This window comes from Dietzia sp. NPDC055877 (assembly GCF_053615975.1).
Genome location: NZ_JBSHCV010000013.1, coordinates 62085 through 81115, shown reverse-complemented (window position 1 = coordinate 81115; position 19031 = coordinate 62085). Strand labels below are relative to the sequence as shown.

Here is a 19031-nt window from a genome sequence, read left to right as displayed (position 1 = left end):
TCACTGCGCGGGCGGCCCCCACGTGAGCTCGGATTTCCTGATCTTTCCGGCCGGGGTCATGGGTAACGAGTCCACCACCTCGAACTGGTCCGGGACCTTGTACGCGGCCAGCTGCTGCGTGCACAGGCCGCGCAGCTCATCGATGTCCACCACCTGGCCGGGTGCGGGGACGATGAACGCGCAGCCCTTCTCCCCGAAAGTCGGGTCCGGGTACCCGATCACGGCGCACAGGGCGACCGACCGGTGGGTGGACAGGACGTTCTCGATCTCGGCCGGGTACACGTTGTAGCCACCCCGGACGTACATCTCCTTCTTGCGGCCGCGGATGGTGATGTGGCCGTCCCCCGTCATGGTGCCCATGTCGCCGGTCGCCAGCCACCCGTCGGGCAGGAACGTGCTCCGGGTCTCGGCGGGCATGTCCCAGTAGCCGTCCGCCACAGACGTCCCGCGGAGCTGGAGTTCGCCCTCGGCTCCCGGGGGGCACCAGGTCGCCGGAATCGTCGACGATGCGGGCCTGCACGTCGCCGATCGGGGTCCCGATCGTGGTGTCGACCAGGTCGGGGGAGTCGTCGGGATGGGATATGACGCTCGCGCCCGAGGTCTCCGAGAGCCCGTAGAGATTGGACAGGCGAGCGGAGGGGAAGGCGGCCCGCACCCTCTCGGCGAGCGCGGGTTCGAGGTTCGAACCGCCGACGACGCAGGTTCGGATCCGGGAGGTGTCCACGGCGGCGAACGTCTCGGAGGCCAGCAGCATCGTGTACATGGTGGGCACGCCAGCGAACAGGGTGATGTGCCCTCGCGCGATCACCTCGGCCACGAGGTCGGGATGGAAGCCGGGCAGGAGGGCGACGGCGCCGCCGGAGACCAGGCTGGAGCCGACAGTGCAGGTCAGTCCGCCGACGTGGTTGAACGGCATCACGCCGAGCATGGTGTCGTCGGGGCCCTGTGCATACCGTTCGACCTGTCCGACCGCGGATCCGAGCAGGCTCCGGTGGGTCAGCGTGGCGCCCTTGGGCTGGCCCGTGGTGCCCGAGGTGTAGAGGATAACGGCCGGGTCGGTGGCCCGCACCCGGTCGAACGCGGCGGCCACGGCGACGGGGTCGGCCGGCGTTGCGGCGATCCCCGTCCAGCCGTGCCCGAGGGCGGGCTGCTCGGTCCCGAAGAACACGAACTGCTCCACGGACGGGAGCTGCGGCCGGAGGTCGGACAGGAAGGCCTGGAAGTCGAAGTCCGCGACCGCGGATTCGCAGAGGAGTACGCGCGCCCCGGACTGGCCGAGCATGTGGGTGAACTCGCGCTCGCGGTACATGATGCTGAGCGTCACCAGAACCGCACCGACGCGGACGGTGGCGAGGTAGGCGACCAGCCAGTCCACCGAGTTGCGGGAGGCGATACCCACTCGGTCGCCGTGCGCGAGTCCCATCTGCAGCCAGGCGGTGGCGACGCGGTCGACGCGTCCGGACAGGTCTGCGAAGGTGACCGTCTCGCCCATGAACTCGATGAAGGTGCTGTCGGGGGTGGTCGCAGCTCGGTGATCGAGCACCGTCAGGAGAGTGAGATCGGAGTCGTCGGTAACGGGGAGGGCGAGGGGGTCGGGGAGCGGGCCCATGGGTCGTTCCAATCAAGCGTGTGGCACGTCGTGCGCGAGGGGTGATGTGCCCCACGCTAGATGGACGCGGGTTAAAGCAAGCGAGATTGCTTTATTTTCTTCTCGGTGTGGGCAGAGCGGTTCCCGTCGGCGGCCGGGTTACCCGACGCGGGGCAGCGTCCTGCGCAGGAACTCCACCGTCAGTTCGCGTGCTCGCCGGCTTTCCGGTGCCAGGCCGTCGAGTACGGGGAAGGCGTGAACGGCCGTGTACCAGCGGTGCGTCTCCACCGTGCGCCCGGCCGCGTGGAGACGCTCGGTCAGCGCGATCGCGCCGTCCTCCACCAACTCGCCCGCAGCCAGCGTGATGAGTGTGGGCGGGAACGCCTCGGGGTCCACCTCGAGCATGGACCGCTCGCCCCGGATGCCGGCCGGCCCGCGCGACCACAGCGCCTGAGCGCGCTGAAGGGTCGCCGCGGGCTGGTAGGCATCGCGCGTGAACCACGATCCGTCGCGGACCTCGCGGTCGAGATCGAACAACGGGGAGTACCCCACCATCGCGGCGGGCGCCCGTACGTCGTCGAGCGCCGCAAGCTCGCAGATCTTGGCGGCGAGGAACCCGCCGGCCGAATCCCCGGCCACCACGATCCGATGCCCCGCGGGAAGCTGCTCGGCCAGACTGCGGTACGCCGAATAGACCTCGTCGATCAGCGCAGCCAGGTCCACCTCGGGCAGCTTGCGGTACCGCACCGCGTGGATCGGCGCGTCGAGGTGGACGGCGAGACTCGAGCACAGCCGGGCGTGCGTGCCCGGACCGCAGAACACGAACGCCCCGCCATGGAGGTACAGCACCGTCACGTCCGACCCGTCGGCGCCCGACCGAGGCGTCGTGGTGACCGCCGGGACACCGCCGAGCGAGCTGGCCTCCACGGCCACGCCCGGCGCATGCGGTAGCCGGGCGAAGCCCCGTTCCACTGCGGCGAGTCCGCGGATGCCGGACTCGGTCAACGGCCACGCCCGGTACACGTGCCGCAGGGTTGCACGGGAGCCCCAGTAGAGGACGCGCGACGTCGGGCTGGGGGACCGGTAGGTGGTGACGACGTCACTGGTGTGTGCGCTCATCGCAGTGTGGGTCCGTTCTTCTCCACCATCTTCTTCTGCACCCGGCGCCCCTGCGTCACGAGCAGCGCCAGCGCCGCCGAGCCGAGACTGGGGAACGCGGCGCCCAGGCGGGCGAGCGCCCCACGCCACCGCGGGATCGCCGTGACGGGCCGCGGCTTGTCGAGCACCGTGCCGACCGCCTTCACCACGTCCTCGGGTTGGAGCAGCACGCCGGAGAAAGATAGTGCCGCATGCGGATCCTCGAGCTTGTCGTAGAGCATCGGCGTCCAGATGCCGTCCGGGCACACGCACGAGATGTCGATGTCGCGCACTCCCGCGAGCCGCAGATCGGCCACGGTACTGCTGGAGAATCCCATCACCGCGTGCTTGGACGCCGCGTACACGGCCTCACCGGGAACAGCCGAGATGCCGGCGAGCGATGCGATGTTGATGATGTGGCCGCCGGGGCCCGAGCCGGCGCCGCCCCGCATCGCGTCGATCGCCGCGATCGTGCCGTTGATCGTGCCCAGCGCGTTGACGTCCAGGTGCAGCTTGCGCAGCTCCTCCGACTGCTCCCACGCCGGCCCCGTGACCAGCACGCCGGCGTTGTTCACCCACACCTTCAGCGACCCGGCCGCGGCGATCAGCTCATCGCGCGCCCGCTCGACCTGCGTGTGCTCGCGCACATCGACCTCAGCCCAGAGCGCCCCACGCCCGATCTCCGCGGCCGCGGCGGAGGCGGCCTCGCCACTGAGATCGGTGACCATGACCAGGTACCCGCGATCGGCCAGCAGTTCGGCGATCGCTCGGCCCAGCCCGCGACCAGCGCCCGTGACGAGGGCGCCGGGCCGTGTTGTCGTCGTCACTTCTCGTCCTTCAGACCCGACTCGATGCGGCCGTATGAGATCCCGCCGTGGCAGTACGTGGGCACCACGGGCCAGAACCGCTTCCACGGCGCCAGCTCGGTCGACGGCAGGATCTGCAGCCAGCGCGGATCTGCCGGGCACGTATCCGCCATGGTCTTCTCCTTGATCATGGAGTCGTACTGATCCAGCGCGTCCTCGAGGGTGTTGGCGTTGGGGCAGATCTCGCGGCCGTACTGCTCGTGGTAGCGGCGCACGCCCGGGATCTTCGACAGCTCCGGCTGCCAGTTGTCCAGCGAGATGCCGTTCTCCGAGGACACCCACACGCCGTCCGGGGTATTGATGACCAGCGAATGGTTGCCGTCGGTGTGGCCGGGCGTCCACAGCAGGGCGATGCCGGGGCCGAGCTCGATGTCGCCGTCGAAGAGTGCGAACTTGTCCATGTCCACGCCGCCGAGGCCGTCCTCGACGTACCAGGCCCACTGCATCGGGTGCAGGTCCTGCAGGGTCGCCAGCTCGCGGCGGTGCACGAGCATCCTCGCGTCGCCGAACAGCGGTTCGCGCGGGGCGGAGTCGCCGGGGATCGTCTCGGTGGAGCCGAGGATCATCCGCGGGTCCTGCACGTGCAGGTGGTCGAACGTGCAGAAGTCCACGTCCGCAGGCGTCAGGCCCACCTTGGCCAACGCCACGTCCGGCTCGTTGAAGTACTTGAGGATCACCTTGCTGGCGAGCTGGCCGCCGGGGATCTTGTCGACCATCTTCTGCAGGTTGTTGTAGAACGGCGCCTCGGCCGAGCCGGCGGGGACGGTCGGCTCGAACACCAGCGTGCGGGGGCGGCCGTTGAAATCGTCGTACTGCACCACGACCATGCGGTTGATCATCGTGATGAGCGGCAGGCTGGGCACCGACACGGCGTTGTCGAACGCGTAGTTGACCGGGTACGGCGCACCGGCCACGTCGACGGACTTCACGGCGCGCACCTGCCCCTGCGCGGCGAAGCGCTGCTTGTACTCGGTCGCGGCGGCGCGGATCGCGCGGAGACGCTCGCCACGGGGCCAGATGTCGTGGAGCCCGTCGAATTCGGGGATGGAGCGGGCACCGATCTCGTCGAGCGTGCTCGCGGTGCCCGCCTTCGGGGTGAGCTGCTGCGTGGTCATCGTTCTAGGATCGGATGGCCGCCGACAGAAAACTTGTGTCAGCGCGACAACCTGGCCTGGTGGCGGAGCCGTCTGGGGGAGACGCCGAACCACCGCCGGACCGCGTGGCTGAGCGTGGCCTGTTCGGCGAAGCCCACCAGGTCGGCGATCTGCGTGAAGGACAGGTCGGTGGTGGTGATGTACCGGTGCGCGCGGTCGCGGCGCAGGTCGTCGACGATCTGTCCGAAAGAAGTGCCGACGACGACGAGGCGCCGCTGAAGAGTCCGCGGATGGAGATGAAGCGTCCTCGACACCTCCGAAAGTGAAGGAATGGAGCCGGGAAGGCTCTCGCTCACCATTCGGCGGATCTGGGTCGCGATCGAGTGCGCGGGGTCCGCGTATGCGCCGGCGAGGTGCTCGACCGCGGCGCGGCGGATCTCCTCGTCCGCGGTCTCGAAGGCCGAGTCCAGTACGCGGGCGTCCACGCACAGGGCGGCCACCGGCCGGTCGAACTTCACGTCCGCGGAGAAGAAGTTCAGGTATCGGTTCACCGGGGACAGCGGCCCGTGCGGGATCTCGACCGAACGCAACCCGGTGGGCCGGCCGAGCAGCTGCACGGCGACGCGGTAGAACACGCCCAGGCCGAGTTCGACGGCCTGCGGCGAGTACGGCGACTCGGAGACCTCCTTGCGGTACGTGAGTGCCACGACCCCGCGCCGGCCCCAGGGGTCGTCGTCCACGCCGATGGTCAGGACCGGGCTGTGGACGAAGAGGAAGCGGGCGGCCGCGTCGAGCGCCTCGGTCGCGGTGGCCGACGTGCGCACCGCGCGGGCCACCGGACCGAGGATCGTCAGGTCCTGCCGCTCGGCCAGCCGCAGGCCCAGGTCCGGGCAGTGCAGCGCGGACGCGGCGGCGTCGAGCATCCGGTCGTGCGCGGTGATCGACAGCAGCCCGTCGTCGTGTTCGAGGACGTCCGCCGCGATGTCGAATCTCTCGAGCAGACGGGCTGGGTCGCCGCCGAGTTCGGTGACGAGCGCACCGAACCCGCGCAGGCTGGCCGCGCGGATCAGCGGCTGCACGACGGCTCCCGGGTGGTCACGGCACCTACGCTACGGCCCGTGGGGCACGCGGTGGTCCTCCGCGCTGCGGCTTACGGTGCCTCGGGCGGTACGGCCCCGGGACCCCCGGCCCCCGGCACGCCACCGCCGCCAGGGTCGCCGGATCCGCCGCCGGGGCCGGAGGACTGTTGCTGGGTCACGCTGCCAGCGTAGTCGTCGGTCGGGTCGCGGTAGATGGTGTGGACGTGGCCCCAGCCGGAGGTCGTCACGCCGTCGACATCCGCCCCGGCCGAGCCCTGCTGGGCGGCGAACTCGATGTAGACGTCCGGGCCGGAGATCTGGAAGTAGATACCGTCGCCGGTGGACATGTCGTACTCGGTGGCGCCCGACCAGTTGATGTACGTGGTGTCGAGGGTGGCCTCGATATCGGTGAGCGTCGCCGCGGTGGTCTCCTCATCCGCCATGCCGGCCCAGTTCGCGATGACCCCCAGCAGCAGGCTCTTCTGCTCGTCCGTGAGATCTGCTCCGAGTAGACCGGTGCCGGTCGGGAAGTCGCAGGTACCGCCGGGTGCGCACACCATCGACTCGACCTGTTCGCCCTGGTAGAGCGCCTCGCGCTGCTCGTCGGTCAGGCTGTCGAAGAACGCGAACGCCGAGGAGTAGATCGCATCGAACGACTGGATCTCCTGCCCGCTGGCGTCCGTGTAGACCGCGGGCTGCACGCCGAGGTGCGTAGGAGCGAAGGTGATGGAGTTCTCGGCGCCGTTCAGATCGGCGTTGATCCCGAAGTGATGGCCACCGAACTGGACCGCCCACGCCTCCGTGTCGGACGGGTCACCGAAGATCGCGATGTAGTACTGGCCCAGCGAATCCTCGGAGCTGGTGCTGTTGTCCAGCAGATACTGGTCGCCGTTCATGATGCCCACGACCGTCTGGTACGCCTCGTCGTTCAGCAGACCCTCGAGCACGCCGAGGGCGGCGGACTTCTGCTCGTCGGTCAGCTCTGCCAGGTTCAACCCGGCGCGCTCGACAAAGGTCACGGGGAAATTGGACCAGGAGGTGGACCTGGTCTCGTCGTCGTAGCCGTAGGTCAGCGTCTCGACCTGCTCGTCGGACAGTGTGGCCATGAACGCCTCCGCGGCGGTCCGGGTGGCGGAGATCGTCTCGGTCGTGGTGGTCGCGTCCACGGAGGACGACGATAAGAAGCCTGCCCCCGATACAGACGTCTGCTCAGTGGAGGTCTGGGCCGTCGCCACCATCGCGGCATCGTCGGGGCCTCCCGGGGCGCACGCGGTGAGTGTGAGCCCGCCGATCAGCGCGAGCGAGGCGAGGTGGAGGGCGCCCCGGCGGCGTGGCCGGCGGGCTCTGGTCGATGCGGTGGTGTGCTTCATGAAAGCGACACTATGAACGGCGCCTGCAGGGTGACTGGATGTCACCTTCGGGTTGGCTGTGAGTTCTTCTCTTGCCGGCGGCAAAAATTACGCGGCCCGTGCCGGCTCCCGCCGCCGAGCCGTGACCGCCGTCACGCGTCGCTTATCCTGTGGCCATGAAGCTGGATCTGACAGTGCTGGCGATCCCCGGGTTCGTCGGGTCGATGGTCGCCGAATACGCGTGGCAGAAGCGTCACCCCGCCGAGGACGCGCGGGCCGGCGACTACGAACTCGCCGACACTTTGGCCAGCCTGTCGATGGGAATCGGGAGCCTGATCGCCCCGTACATCACCGACAAGATCCTGGCGCCGCTCACCCCGCGAACCGGCCGGTACGCCAAAGCCCTCATGGGCCTGACCGTGGCCGCCGCGGCCGCGACCACCGCCGGCGACGTGATCCGCCGAAACCGCAGCACCGGGCTGCTGGAGGCGGGTTCGGTGACGGAGTCGTCGTCCGGCTCGGCCCCGGCCCCGGCCTCGGTCGGTGAGCCCGCCGCGGCGCTTCCGCCCGCACTACGCCGGATCACCGGCGCTTCCGCGGTCACGGCGGTGGCCTCGACCGTCGTCACCGCGTCCACGTTGTGGAGCGCGCAGACCGCCGCCAAGAAACTGTTCGCCCGCAGCCCCCTCGACCTGGGGTCGGGGCCGTTGGCCTACGCCGCTGCGATTCTCGGATGGGACCTCATCTACTACTGCAACCACCGGCTGTCGCACGAGAGCCGGTGGCTGTGGGCCATGCACGTCGTGCACCACTCGAGTGAGCGCTACAACCTGTCGACCGCGCTGCGCCAGCCGGTGGCCGAGGCGCTGACCGTGTCCGTGCCGTACGGGCTGCTGTCGCTGCTGGGGGTTCGGCCGGCGATCGTGCAGGACGCGCGGGCGGTCAACCTCATCTACCAGTTCTGGATCCACACCGAGGCCGTGCGATCGATCGGGCCGCTGGAGAAGGTGTTCAACTCGCCCTCGGCACACCGCGTGCACCACGGCAGCAACCGCCGCTACCTCGATCGCAATCACGGCAGCATCCTCATCGTGTGGGATCGGCTGTTCGGGACCTACGAGCCCGAAGGGGAGCGGGTCATCTACGGCCTGACCACGAACATCGACACGTTCAACCCTCTGCGGATCGCCACGCACGAGTGGGGCGCAATCGCCCGCGACGTGTTCCGGTCGCGAACCTGGCGGGATCGCGCCAGCTATCTCGTTCGCGGACCCGGCTGGGCGGGTGCTCCGAGGGACTGATCCCTCGACAACTGTGCGCGTCAGTGGAGATGGAACTCGACCATCGGGATGGAATCCGCATCCTGGCCGAAGTCGTCCACCAGTACCTGGCGTAGGAGCTTCCATGACATCGGATGCAGTGTTTTATAGCGAGCGAGCGCTGCCTCGGAGTCGGCTGCCGAGAGCAGTCTGGCCGTGGCGGGGCGGCGGCGGATGGTGCCGGAGCTGACCCGGCACCTCGGATCGGCCTCCAGGTTCCGGTACCACTGGGCGGATCGGCCGAAACCACTCGCGGCCACCAGGACATCGCGTGCCGGCCGCTCGGCGACCTCGATGCAGACCTGTCTGGGCAGGCCGGACCTGCGGCCGGTGTGCTCGAGCAGCATCAGCCGTGAACCGAGTAGCCACCCCAGCCCGTACCGATACAACAGGATCGGGGAGCGGGCGGCTCGCCTGTTCCGGAGAAAGGCTGCCATGATCGCGCTCGGGAATTGCCCCATGGCCCGAGTGTGGCATGCGTCACCGACGGTCGTCAGATGACCGGGCAGGTCGCCGTTCGTGACCCGGCGGCGAACTCGTCGAGTGTCCCGTGCCGCCCCAGCGGCAGCATGAGCGGCCGGCCGGACGTGGGGTCCGGGATCACCTCGCACTCGAGTCCGAACACCGCACGGACCGTCTCTGCCGTGAGCACCTCGTCGGGCGGCCCGGCGCTGTGCACGCGGCCATCGGCGATCGCGACCAGGTGGTCGGCGTAGCGGGCGGCCAGGTTGAGGTCGTGCAGGACCATCACGATGGTCGTCCCACGGTCGCGGTTGAGGTCCACCAGCAGGTCGAGCACCTCGACCTGATGCGCCACGTCGAGGAAGGTCGTCGGCTCGTCGAGTAGCAGCAGATCCGTCTGCTGGGCCAGGGCCATCGCGATCCACACGCGCTGGCGCTGGCCGCCGGAGAGCTCATCGACCGCCCGGTCCGCCAGCTCGAGCGAGCCGGTGGCCTCCAGCGCGGCGGCGACGGCCTCGTCGTCGTCCCTACTCCAGCGCGAGAGCATCCCCTGGTGCGGGTTGCGGCCGCGCCCCACCAGATCGGACACGGTGATCCCCTCCGGCGCGAGGGGCGACTGGGGGAGCAGCCCGAGCGTGCGGGCGAGTTCCTTGGCGGGCATCCGGTGCACCCTCTTGCCGTCGAGCAGCACCTGGCCCGCGCTCGGCGTGAGCAACCGCGACATCGACCGCAGCAGCGTGGACTTGCCGCACGCGTTCGCGCCGACGATCGCGGTGAGGCGGCCGGCCGGCACCTCGAGATCCAGATCGTGGATGACGGTGCGCTCGCGGTAGCCGAGGGTGAGCTCTTCGGCGTGCAGCGTGTGGTCGGCGGTCACAGTGAGCCTCCGGTGCGGTTGGTGCGGGCGATGAGGTAGACGAGGTACGGGGCGCCGAGCGCGCCGGTGACCACGCCGACGGGGAACCGGGTGTCGAAGGCGAACTGCCCCACGAGGTCGGCGCCCAGCACCAGCACGACCCCCACCAGCGCGGCCGGGATCAGCGGCGAGCCGTGCGGGCCCACGATGCGGGCGGCGATGGGGCCGGACAGGAACGCCACAAAGGCGATCGGGCCGGTGGCGGCGGTGGCGAACGCGATCAGCCCCACGGCGGAGACGATGAGCAGGATCCGCGTGCGCTCGGTCCGGACGCCGAGCGCGGAGGCGGTGTCGTCGCCCAGACCGAGCATCGACAGGTCGCGCGCCTTGAGTAGCAGAATCGGCACGCACACCAGACACGCCGCGAGCACCAGGACGACGCTGTCCCACGAGGCGCCGTTGAGGCTGCCGGTGATCCAGCGCATCGCCTCCTGCAGCTCCCACTGCGGCGCGGATTTGAGGATGTAGTTGGTGACGGCGTCCAGCGTCGCCGCGATCCCGATGCCGATCAGCACGAGCCGGGTCCCCACCACGCCGCCCCGGTACGCCAGGACGTAGATGAGGAGTGCCACCGCGATGCCGACGACGATCGCGAACACCGACACCTGCGCACCGCCGAGCCCCAGGATGACGATCGCGAACGCCGCCGCCGCACTGGCGCCCGAGCTGATCCCGATGATGTCGGGCGAGGCGAGCGGGTTGCGCAGCATGGTCTGGAAGGTCACGCCGCCGATGCCGAAGCAGATCCCGGCCAGCACGGCGAGCACGGCCCGCGGCAGGCGCAGGCGCCCGACGGTGAACGACGCGCCGGCCACGTCCTGCCCGAGGATCACACCGAGCACCTCGGCGGGGGAGTAGACCGTCTTGCCGACCATCAACGTCGTGGCGAACAGGACCACGGCGACGAGCACCATCGCGCACAGGACGATCCGCCGGCGGCGCCCTCGACTGCGTCGGCCGCCGGCCACGATCTCGACGCCCGACGGGCGCACCGGCGTCAGCGTGCTCACAGTTCCCTGACCTTCTGACGACGCACGATCGCGATGAGCACGGGCGCCCCGACGAGTGCGGTGATGATGCCGACGTCGATCTCGGCGGGCCGGGCGATCACGCGCCCCAGGACGTCCGAGGCGGTGACGAGTACGGCGCCGGTGAGCGCGGAGAACGGCAGCAGCCAGCGGTGGTCCACCCCGACGAGCAGGCGGCAGACGTGGGGGACGATGAGTCCGACGAAGGCGATCGGACCGGCCACGGCGGTCGCGGCGCCGCACAGCAGCACCGCGCCCAGGGCGGCCAGCGCGCGCGTGAGCAGGACGCGTTCGCCGAGTCCGGCGGCGAGATCGTCGCCCAGGGCCAGCGAGTTGAGCGGCCGCGCGGCGAGGAGACAGATCGCCGTGCCCACCACGAGGAACGGCAGGACCTGCTCGATCGCCTCGGAGCTGGCGCCGCCGACGCCGCCGATCTGCCACGAGCGGACGCCGCCGGCGATGTCCCCTCGCGGTAGCACGACGGCGCTGATGAACGACGACGCCGCCGCCGACGTCGCGGCCCCGGCGAGGACCAGCTTGAGCGGGGTGGCCCCGCCGCGCCCCAGCGAACCGACGATGTAGACGAACACGGCCGCGATCGCGGCGCCGGCGATCGCGGTCCAGATGTAGCCGGAGTAGGTCCACAGCCCGAACCACGCGATGCCGGTCACCACCGCGAGGGAGGCGCCCATGGTCACGCCGAGGATGCCCGGGTCGGCGAGCGGGTTCCGGGTGACGCCCTGCATGACCGCCCCGGCCAGGCCGAGCGCCGCGCCGACGAGCAGGGCCAACGCGGTGCGGGACAGGCGCTTGGTCACGGCCGCGGCGCCCAGGCCGTCGGTGGAGCCGCCGAGCGCGGCGCTGATCTCGTCCCACGTCACCGCGCGCGATCCGATGGTGACCGAGAGGATGACGACGACGACGAGGACCGCGATCACGACGAGGAGCCAACACAGGCGCACGCGGGCCGGGCGGCGGACGGCGGCGACGCCCGCAGTGGACGGCGGCGTGATGCTGCCTGCTGCGGGCGCCGGCCGGGTGACGGTCACCGGTCGGTCACTTACCGGTGCCGGCGGCCTCCGCGAGCTGCGCGACGTAGTCGTCGAGCACCCACGAGATCGCCAGCGGCGTGGGGTTGGCGGCGGTGCCCATCGGGCCGTTGCCGTCGAGGAACACGATCGCGTCGTTCTTGACCGCCGGCATCTGCGACAGCAGCGGATCGGCGCGGAGGGTCTCGACGAGCTCCTGGTCGCCGTAGGTGACGATCAGCTCGACGTCGTCGAACCGGTCCAGCTGCTCGGCGCTGATGCTGCCGGAGAAGCCTCCGGCCTCGGACGCCTCGGCCACCGCGGCGGGCGTATCCAGGCCGAGGTCGGAGAAGAACGCGGCGCGGGTGTCGTTGGCGGTGTAGAAGTTCACCGTGCTCAGGTCGGTCGGATCCACGTGCGTGAGGAACATGGTCTTGGTGCCGGCCAGGTCCGGGTACTGCTGGGCGGCCTCGGAGATCTCGGTCTCGAGATCGGTCACGAGGGCATCACCCTCGGCCTCGAGCCCGAGTCCCTGGGCGTTGAACCGGATCACGTCCCGCCACGAGGTGGCCCACGGGTCCTCGGGGTAGGCCACGACCGGCGCGATCTCGCTGAGGGTGTCGTAGTCCTCCTGCGTCAGGCCCGAGTAGGCGGCGAGGATGACATCCGGGTCGGTGTCGGCGACCGCCTCGAAGTCGATCCCATCGGTCTCGTCGAACAGCACCGGCGGCTCCGCGCCCATCTCGTCGAGCTTCTCCTCGACCCACGGGAGCATGCCGTTGCCGTCGTCGTCACCGAAGTTGGCGGCGGCCATCCCGACGGGGACGACGCCCAGCGCCAACGGCACCTCGTGGTTGGCCCACGCGACCGTGGCCACACGCTCCGGCTGCTCCTCAATCGTGGTGGTACCGAGCGCGTGCTCGATCACCACGGGGTAGTTCTCCGACGACCCGGCCGCGGACGCGCTGTCGGACTGGTCGGCGTCGGAGGCGCCACATGCGGACAACGCCAGGGCCGCCGTGGCGGAGATCAGGAACGGGACAAGACCACGAGAACGCATAGGGCGGCTCTCTCACTCTCAGGAGATGGGACACGGCCCCACACACCCGGGGGTGTTAGGTGAGGCTGGCCTAAAACCTTACGACTGGCCTGCGTCCGTGCGCAATCAGTTGATCCGGACGTCGTCTATCGCGATCCGGACACCTCAGGGACGGGGGAGCCGCCGGGCGAACGCAGCTGGCCCGGCGTGAGGCCGGTCGTCCGCCGGAACGAGGCGCCGAACGCGCTCGCCGAGCGGTACCCGACCCGCAGGGCCACCTCGTCGACCGTCATGCCGCCGCCGAGCAGTAGGGCGGCGTGCTGTGCGCGTAGTGCCGCGTGCCACGCGCCGAAGCTCAGGCCGGTCTCCGCGCGGAACGCGCGGGTCACCGTCCGCTCGCTCACGTCGAGCCGCGCGGCCCAGTCGGCGAGAGTCCGACTGTCACCGGGGTGCGCCTCGAGGGCGGCCACGATCGGACGCAGGAGTGCGTTGGTCGGCTTCTGCACCAGGAGGGCGTCCGGGGAGGGCTCGAGCAGGTCGAACACCATGCGCTCGGTGAGATCGCGCGAGTCGGCCGTCAGCGCCGTGTCGACCAGGCGTTCCAGCACGAGTGTGAGCAGCGGGGTCACCTCCACCGCCACAGGTTCGGTCGGGAGCGGGGAGGCGGTCCGCACGTCCACGTGCGCGGTCCGGTACCACGTGCCCGCCGCCGCCCGTGCGGAGTGCATCATTCCCGCCGGGATCCACAGTCCCACCGACGGGGTGATGGTCCACGTGCGCGACCCGATGGTGGCGCTGGACGCGCCGCGCCGGTTCCACAGCAGCTCGTGCGTGGGGTGGGAATGCGGCTCCCACTCGGTGTCCCGGTCGACCAGCTCGTCCATCCCGGTGATCACGAACGGCATCGCTGTCTCGCCCGCCGCGTACGCCGGCAGCGTCCGCCTGTCGATCCCGGGCCGTTCTGCGGTGCGCGTTGCTGCCATGCGCTGATTCTGCACCACCGGCGCGGGCGAGCGGTTCCCGTCGGACGGCTACCGCCTGAACAGTCGCGCGAAGAAGCCGCCCTCACCCGGCTCCCCGGCATGGCCCTGGCAGCGGTCCGATCCGGGGACTCCGGCCATCACCTGGTCGACGTGCATTCCGCAGCCCGCCCAGGTGGTCTTGCCGCATTTGTGACACTTCACAGCTCTACACATGGTGTTTCTCCTTGGTTGATTGTTGTGTGGTGGGCCGCCGCCGCAGCGGGCAGTGGTCGGTGGTGAACAGGCACAGTGCGGCCGTGAGGAGCACCGCCGCGACGACGACGGCGACGAGAACCGTCCGCGCGACGCCGTGCAGTTCCTCGGCCAGCACGAACACGCCCATCGCCAGGACCACGTAGCCGAAGGCCCGGCGCACCGCCCGCTCCGAGACGCGCGAACTCATCGCCACGCCGGCGAGCGACCCGGCGACCGACGCCGCGGCGATCGCCGCGACCAGCGGCCAGTCCAGGCTCACCGAGGTCAGGTAGCCGCCGAGGCCCGCGAAGGACTGCATGCTGATCACCAGTAGTGAGGTCCCCACGGCGGCGGCCATGGGTAGCCCTGCGAGGAGGGCGAGCGCCGGGACGACGAGGAAGCCGCCGCCCGCCCCGACGAGCCCGGTGGCGGCGCCCACGAGGAGGCCGTAGAGCGGCACGCGCCACGGTGCTCTCACGGGGCTGTCGGTTCGGCCCGGCTCCTCGCGCCGTCCGCGGAGCATCGCGACGGCGGTGGCCAGCATCATCGCCGCGAACGCGACCATGAGGACGGTGCCGGGGACGTGCCCGCCGGCCAGGCCGCCGCCGAACGCACCGACCATGGCCGCCACCCCGAATCCCAGTCCGGCACGCCAGCGCACGTGTCCCCTGCGCGCGTGCCCGACGAGACTCACCACGGACGTCGTCCCCACCACGACGAGTGAGGTGGGGATCGCCTCGTGGGGTGCGAGTCCGCCGACGTAGGTGAGCAGCGGGACCAGCAGGATCGAGCCGCCGCCGCCGAGCAGGCCCAACGACAGGCCCACCAGCACGGACAGCGCCACCACCAGGATGATCATCGGGTCCATGGTCGGGCTCAGGCGCGGACGGTGTCGCGGGCGAGCCAGCCGGCGTAGCTGCCCTCCAGTTCGGCCACGCGGTGACCGGCCCGTCGAAGGGCACTGGCCGCGACCGAGCTGCGGGTGCCGCTCTGGCAGTAGGTCACGATGAGTCCGTCCTCCGGTAGCCGGTCGAGGTTCCACAGCACGCGGCCGGCGCTGAGCTGCGCGGAGCCGGGGATGTGGCCCGCACTGTGCTCGTTGGCGTTGCGCACGTCGAGCAACAGCGCCTGGTCCGGCGCGCCCAGTTGGTCGGCCGTGATGACCTCGGGGGAGACCGTCGGCAGCCCGTCGAGGCCGGTGAGGTAACCGGCGATGGCGTCGATGCCCACCCTGACCAGGTGGTCGCGCGTCGCGGCGGCCTCGTCGGCGTCGGCGGCCAGCAGGACCAGCGGCCGCGACTCGCGGTCGGGGTCGTAGGCCCAGGCGCCGTAGGTGGCGGCCTTGTCGGGGCCGGGGATGTTGAGGGAGCCGGCGACGGTGCCGCCGTGCACCTGGTCGGCCGCCCTCGTGTCGACGACGACGAGTTCTCCCGCGTCGACGGCACCCGCGACCTCGTCCGGGTCCAGCAGGACGGGGTTCGCCAACTGCCCGAGCAGCGCCGGGCCCCGGGTGTTCTGCCGCTTCATCCGGCCGAAGTAGGCGTGCGCGTCCGGCTGGCCGTCCAGCAGTTCGGAGATGAAGCCCTCCTCGTCGTCGTCGGCGACATACCCCGCCCACCACGCGTGGCGCCGCTCGTAGCCGACCGTGGTCGACGGCAACGCCCCGAGCGCCTTGCCGCACGCACTGCCCGCGCCGTGGCCGGGGAAGACCTGGACGTGGTCGGGCAGCGCGACGAAGCGCCTGAGGCCGTCGAAGATCTGCGCGGCGCCGCCGAAACGGGTGTCGACACCGCCGGCGGCCTCGTCGAGCAGATCCGGACGGCCGACGTCGCCGGCGAACACGAAGTCGCCGGTGAGCATGTAGCCGGGCTCGTCGGCGAACGCGCCGTCGGTGATGAGGAAGGACAGGTGTTCGGGGGTGTGGCCCGGCGTGTGGACGGCGCGGGCGGTGATGTTGCCCAGCGTGATCTCGTCGCCGTCGTACAGGCGGGTGGCCTCGAACCCGTACTGCCAGTCCTCGCCGCCCTCGCCGGAGACATACATCCGGGCGCCGGTTGCCGCCGCCAGCTCGCGCGTGCCGGACAGGAAGTCGGCGTGGATATGCGTCTCGGCGACCGCGGTGATGGTCATCCCGTGGGAGGCCGCCAGCGCCAGATGGGCGCGGACGTCGCGGCGGGCGTCCACCACGAGCGCCTCGCCCGTGGCCTGGCAGCCGATCAGGTACCCGGCCTGGGCCAGGTCGTCGTCATAGATCCGTTCGAGAAGCATCGCGTCCTCCGTCTGGTGGGCCGGGCGGCGACGGGGCCGACCCGGCGGTCGGGGTGGTGACAACGACGAATCTACATACCCCTATGGGTATCCGCAAGATACGGGGCGGGGTATCCGATGACGCGAGCTCGGTGCCGTCGATCGCCGGGCACGGGTCCGGGTAACGCGCATCACTTGACGCGCGCCCGGGAATGGTGGTCGGGTAGGGTGCGTTGGTTCCCGCGTGCGGCGTCGTGCCGCCCGGGCTTTGTACTCTTTCCCGCAGTTCGTATTTCATAAGGACGACCCGTGACGTCTCAGTCCACTGCCGCCGACCACAGCAGCAGTTCCGAATCCACCCGACTGCCTGCAGCCACGATCCGGCTCATCGCGCTGCTCGTCGCGGCCGCGTTCGTCGTGATCCTCAACGAGACCATCATGTCCGTGGCGCTGCCCGACCTGATGGTCGAGTTCGAGGTCACCGCGGCCACCGCGCAGTGGCTCACCACGGCCTTCATGCTCACGATGGCCGTGGTCATCCCGTTCACCGGGTGGATGCTCGTGCGGCTGCCGCTGCGGACCGTCTTCATCATCGCGATGAGCACGTTCACCGCCGGTACGGTGCTGGCGTCGCTGGCGATGGTGTTCCCCATGCTCGTCGCCGGGCGCGTGGTGCAGGCCGTCGGCACGGCCATCATGATGCCGCTGCTCATGACCACCGTCCTCAACGTCGTGCCCGCTGAGCGTCGCGGTCGGACGATGGGCGTCATCTCCATCGTGATCGCCGTGGCTCCCGCCATCGGGCCGACCGTCGGCGGCGTGGTGCTGGACTCGCTGAGCTGGCGCTGGATGTTCTGGTCGGTCCTGCCGATCGCCGTGCTGGCGCTGATCGCCGGCGGCGCGCTGATCCGCAACGTCACCGAGAACCGAGACGTCCCGCTCGATGTCTTCTCGGGCGTCCTGTCGGCTCTCGGCTTCGCCGGCCTGATCTACGGCCTCAGTTCGATCGGCGAGGCCGCCATGGGCAATGCGCTGATCTCCCCGTGGATCCCGGTGATCGTCGGTCTGCTCTCGCTCGCGGTGTTCGTGTGGCGCCAGCTCGCGCTCAAGGACAATGCGCTCCTCGATGTGCGGGCGTTCGCCTCGCCCACCTTCACCGTCGCCCTGGTGCTCATGCTCATCGCCATGATGTCGCTGTTCGGCGTGCTGATCCTGCTGCCGATCTACATGCAGCAGGTGTTGGGCTCGACCACGCTCGAGGCCGGCCTCGCGCTGCTGCCGGGCGGCCTGGTCATGGGCGTCCTCGGCTGGTTCGTGGGACGGCTCTACGACAAGGTCGGTCCGCGCCCGCTGATCATTCCCGGATCGATACTGGCCTCCGCCGGCCTGTGGGGCATGACGACCCTCGGTGCCGATTCCTCGCTCGGCATGGTGGTGGCCTTCCATATGACCCTGACGTTCGGCCTCGCGCTGTTGTTCTCGCCGCTCATGACCTCGGCGCTCGGGTCGCTCCCGCCGCACCTGTACTCCCACGGCTCGGCGCTACTAACCACACTGCAGCAGGTCGCCGCGGCGGCCGGTACCGCCCTGTTCATCACCGTGATGACGCTCGGTCAGGTCGCTGGCGGCGAGGGTGGCGAGGACGCCTTGGCGGCTCAGATGAACGGCGTCCACAACGCCCTGATCGCCGGCGCCGCGATCTCGCTGATCACCGTGATCGGCGTGTGGTTCCTGCGCAACACCGCCCAGACCGAGGCCCCCGCCGCGGAAGCACTGGCCGAGGAGGCCGCCCACGCGGACCGCTGAGTCCCGGTACCCCTCGGTGATTCACCGGGGGGTTTGTGAAGGGCTGCGACCTCGAGGCGGCGTCCCGGGCGGCGCGTAGTCCGGAGCCGGGGAGGGGACCGGCGGGCGCCTGTTCGGGTCCACCCATGTCATCCGGAAATCGAGCCAGTCGCACCACTGGGCGAGTTCGGTGCGGGTGAGCCCGTGTCGGCGGCACACCTCGTCGGCGTGTAGGCCGCCGTCCATGTACTCGCTGACGACCCGTGCCATTCGGGTCTCTTCTTCATCTGCCGGTTGCATGGACCCTGTCTATCCCACGTGTCCGACATCGATGCCAGCCGTGCTGTGGTGACCGTCCGGGCGGCGGCCTCATCGGTGTCGGCGTCGTCGCGGTTTCTCTTTCTCTCTTCTTGACTCGGCCCCGCCTTCGTGTCACTGTATTAAGTACCTAATACAGCAACACGGAGGGGAGCGGCGATGCATTTCGACACCTCGTCCCCGATCTGGGTGCAGCTCGTCGGGGAGTTCTCGCGGCGCATCGTGACCGGGGAGTGGGCGGCGGGCGAGAAGATGCCCGGCGTCCGCGAGTTGGCGGCCGACCTCGGCGTCAACCCCAACACCGCCCAGCGGGCACTCGCGGAACTGGAACGGCTCGAGCTGTGCCGGTCCGAGCGGGCCACCGGGCGGTTCGTGACCCACGACGACGCCCGCATCGACGAGGTCCGCGCCGACCTCGCCACCGACGCCGCCGACGAGTTCGTCCGCCGCGTCCGCGGCCTTCGGATGGCGCACGACCAGGCCCGGGCACTACTCGACAAGAGATGGGACAGCCATGAGCACCACACCACTGACATTCCGGATGGCGGAGGAGCCTGAC

The 19031-nt window shown here is 70.2% G+C and carries 18 protein-coding genes; 3 read left to right on the top strand and 15 right to left on the bottom strand.

Translation table 11 applies throughout. From position 1 onward, the window contains the following. The 7 genes from ACWGLC_RS13330 to ACWGLC_RS13300 form a co-directional block, all read right to left on the bottom strand. Positions 1 to 222, bottom strand: coding sequence for an AMP-binding enzyme (locus tag ACWGLC_RS13330; RefSeq protein WP_452100337.1), 222 nt, complete (start codon positions 220 to 222; stop codon positions 1 to 3). After that, positions 137 to 1609 (bottom strand): class I adenylate-forming enzyme family protein, encoded by a 1473-nt coding sequence (locus tag ACWGLC_RS13325; protein ID WP_452100336.1) that lies wholly within the window; start codon positions 1607 to 1609, stop codon positions 137 to 139. Before ACWGLC_RS13325 ends, ACWGLC_RS13330 begins: the two co-directional genes overlap by 86 nt. Before the next feature lie 138 nt (positions 1610 to 1747). Further along, a complete protein-coding gene (locus tag ACWGLC_RS13320) occupies positions 1748 to 2707 on the bottom strand; it encodes an alpha/beta hydrolase (RefSeq protein WP_452100335.1) in 960 nt (319 codons plus the stop codon). Then, the gene (locus ACWGLC_RS13315; protein WP_452100334.1) at positions 2704 to 3552 is read right to left on the bottom strand and encodes an SDR family oxidoreductase; all 849 of its coding nucleotides are present in this window, start codon (positions 3550 to 3552) and stop codon (positions 2704 to 2706) included. Before ACWGLC_RS13315 ends, ACWGLC_RS13320 begins: the two co-directional genes overlap by 4 nt. Further along, positions 3549 to 4706, bottom strand: coding sequence for a hypothetical protein (locus ACWGLC_RS13310; protein ID WP_452100333.1), 1158 nt, complete (start codon positions 4704 to 4706; stop codon positions 3549 to 3551). The genes ACWGLC_RS13315 and ACWGLC_RS13310 overlap by 4 nt, the downstream gene beginning before the upstream one ends. Before the next feature lie 38 nt (positions 4707 to 4744). Continuing rightward, positions 4745 to 5764 (bottom strand): AraC family transcriptional regulator, encoded by a 1020-nt coding sequence (locus ACWGLC_RS13305; RefSeq protein ID WP_452100332.1) that lies wholly within the window; start codon positions 5762 to 5764, stop codon positions 4745 to 4747. Between the two features lie 71 nt (positions 5765 to 5835). Further along, positions 5836 to 7134, bottom strand: coding sequence for a DUF3500 domain-containing protein (locus ACWGLC_RS13300; protein WP_452100331.1), 1299 nt, complete (start codon positions 7132 to 7134; stop codon positions 5836 to 5838). Between the two features lie 155 nt (positions 7135 to 7289). Between ACWGLC_RS13300 and ACWGLC_RS13295 the strand changes: the two genes are divergently transcribed. Then, positions 7290 to 8414, top strand: a complete 1125-nt coding sequence (locus ACWGLC_RS13295; RefSeq protein WP_452100330.1) for a sterol desaturase family protein — start codon at positions 7290 to 7292, stop codon at positions 8412 to 8414. Positions 8415 to 8434: 20 nt separating this feature from the next. Here the strand turns inward: ACWGLC_RS13295 and ACWGLC_RS13290 are convergent, their stop codons facing one another. The 8 genes from ACWGLC_RS13290 to ACWGLC_RS13255 form a co-directional block, all read right to left on the bottom strand. Continuing rightward, on the bottom strand, positions 8435 to 8893 hold the full coding sequence (locus ACWGLC_RS13290) for a nitroreductase family deazaflavin-dependent oxidoreductase (protein ID WP_452100329.1): 459 nt from the start codon (positions 8891 to 8893) through the stop codon (positions 8435 to 8437). Positions 8894 to 8925: 32 nt separating this feature from the next. Next, positions 8926 to 9771, bottom strand: coding sequence for an ABC transporter ATP-binding protein (locus ACWGLC_RS13285; protein ID WP_452100328.1), 846 nt, complete (start codon positions 9769 to 9771; stop codon positions 8926 to 8928). Continuing rightward, the gene (locus tag ACWGLC_RS13280; protein ID WP_452100327.1) at positions 9768 to 10820 is read right to left on the bottom strand and encodes a FecCD family ABC transporter permease; all 1053 of its coding nucleotides are present in this window, start codon (positions 10818 to 10820) and stop codon (positions 9768 to 9770) included. The genes ACWGLC_RS13285 and ACWGLC_RS13280 overlap by 4 nt, the downstream gene beginning before the upstream one ends. Then, complete coding sequence (locus tag ACWGLC_RS13275; RefSeq protein WP_452100326.1) at positions 10817 to 11887, bottom strand: FecCD family ABC transporter permease; 1071 nt, start codon at positions 11885 to 11887, stop codon at positions 10817 to 10819. Before ACWGLC_RS13275 ends, ACWGLC_RS13280 begins: the two co-directional genes overlap by 4 nt. Before the next feature lie 7 nt (positions 11888 to 11894). Continuing rightward, the gene (locus ACWGLC_RS13270; protein WP_452100325.1) at positions 11895 to 12926 is read right to left on the bottom strand and encodes an iron-siderophore ABC transporter substrate-binding protein; all 1032 of its coding nucleotides are present in this window, start codon (positions 12924 to 12926) and stop codon (positions 11895 to 11897) included. A gap of 125 nt (positions 12927 to 13051) precedes the next feature. Next, complete coding sequence (locus ACWGLC_RS13265) at positions 13052 to 13888, bottom strand: helix-turn-helix domain-containing protein (RefSeq protein WP_452100324.1); 837 nt, start codon at positions 13886 to 13888, stop codon at positions 13052 to 13054. Between the two features lie 205 nt (positions 13889 to 14093). After that, positions 14094 to 14990, bottom strand: coding sequence for a sulfite exporter TauE/SafE family protein (locus ACWGLC_RS13260; RefSeq protein WP_452100323.1), 897 nt, complete (start codon positions 14988 to 14990; stop codon positions 14094 to 14096). Positions 14991 to 14998: 8 nt separating this feature from the next. Next, positions 14999 to 16390, bottom strand: coding sequence for an MBL fold metallo-hydrolase (locus ACWGLC_RS13255; RefSeq protein ID WP_452100322.1), 1392 nt, complete (start codon positions 16388 to 16390; stop codon positions 14999 to 15001). 288 nt (positions 16391 to 16678) lie between these two features. On the opposite strand from ACWGLC_RS13255, the gene ACWGLC_RS13250 reads away from it, so the two are divergent. Continuing rightward, a complete protein-coding gene (locus ACWGLC_RS13250; RefSeq protein WP_452100321.1) occupies positions 16679 to 18175 on the top strand; it encodes an MDR family MFS transporter in 1497 nt (498 codons plus the stop codon). A gap of 456 nt (positions 18176 to 18631) precedes the next feature. Further along, entirely contained in the window at positions 18632 to 19030 is a 399-nt protein-coding gene (locus tag ACWGLC_RS13245; RefSeq protein ID WP_452100320.1) for a GntR family transcriptional regulator, read from the top strand. Position 19031: the final 1 nt, after the last annotated feature.

Excerpts from the sequence above, each read along its gene's own strand:
- ACWGLC_RS13270 (WP_452100325.1), bottom strand. The coding sequence starts at position 12,926 with ATGCGTTCTCGTGGTCTTGTCCCGTTCCTGATCTCCGCCACGGCGGCC.
- ACWGLC_RS13295 (WP_452100330.1), top strand. The coding sequence starts at position 7,290 with ATGAAGCTGGATCTGACAGTGCTGGCGATCCCCGGGTTCGTCGGGTCG.
- ACWGLC_RS13300 (WP_452100331.1), bottom strand. The coding sequence starts at position 7,134 with ATGAAGCACACCACCGCATCGACCAGAGCCCGCCGGCCACGCCGCCGG.
- ACWGLC_RS13320 (WP_452100335.1), bottom strand. The coding sequence starts at position 2,707 with ATGAGCGCACACACCAGTGACGTCGTCACCACCTACCGGTCCCCCAGC.
- ACWGLC_RS13310 (WP_452100333.1), bottom strand. The coding sequence starts at position 4,706 with ATGACCACGCAGCAGCTCACCCCGAAGGCGGGCACCGCGAGCACGCTC.
- ACWGLC_RS13265 (WP_452100324.1), bottom strand. The coding sequence starts at position 13,888 with ATGGCAGCAACGCGCACCGCAGAACGGCCCGGGATCGACAGGCGGACG.
- ACWGLC_RS13260 (WP_452100323.1), bottom strand. The coding sequence starts at position 14,990 with ATGGACCCGATGATCATCCTGGTGGTGGCGCTGTCCGTGCTGGTGGGC.
- ACWGLC_RS13290 (WP_452100329.1), bottom strand. The coding sequence starts at position 8,893 with ATGGGGCAATTCCCGAGCGCGATCATGGCAGCCTTTCTCCGGAACAGG.
- ACWGLC_RS13255 (WP_452100322.1), bottom strand. The coding sequence starts at position 16,390 with ATGCTTCTCGAACGGATCTATGACGACGACCTGGCCCAGGCCGGGTAC.
- ACWGLC_RS13245 (WP_452100320.1), top strand. The coding sequence starts at position 18,632 with ATGCATTTCGACACCTCGTCCCCGATCTGGGTGCAGCTCGTCGGGGAG.
- ACWGLC_RS13325 (WP_452100336.1), bottom strand. The coding sequence starts at position 1,609 with ATGGGCCCGCTCCCCGACCCCCTCGCCCTCCCCGTTACCGACGACTCC.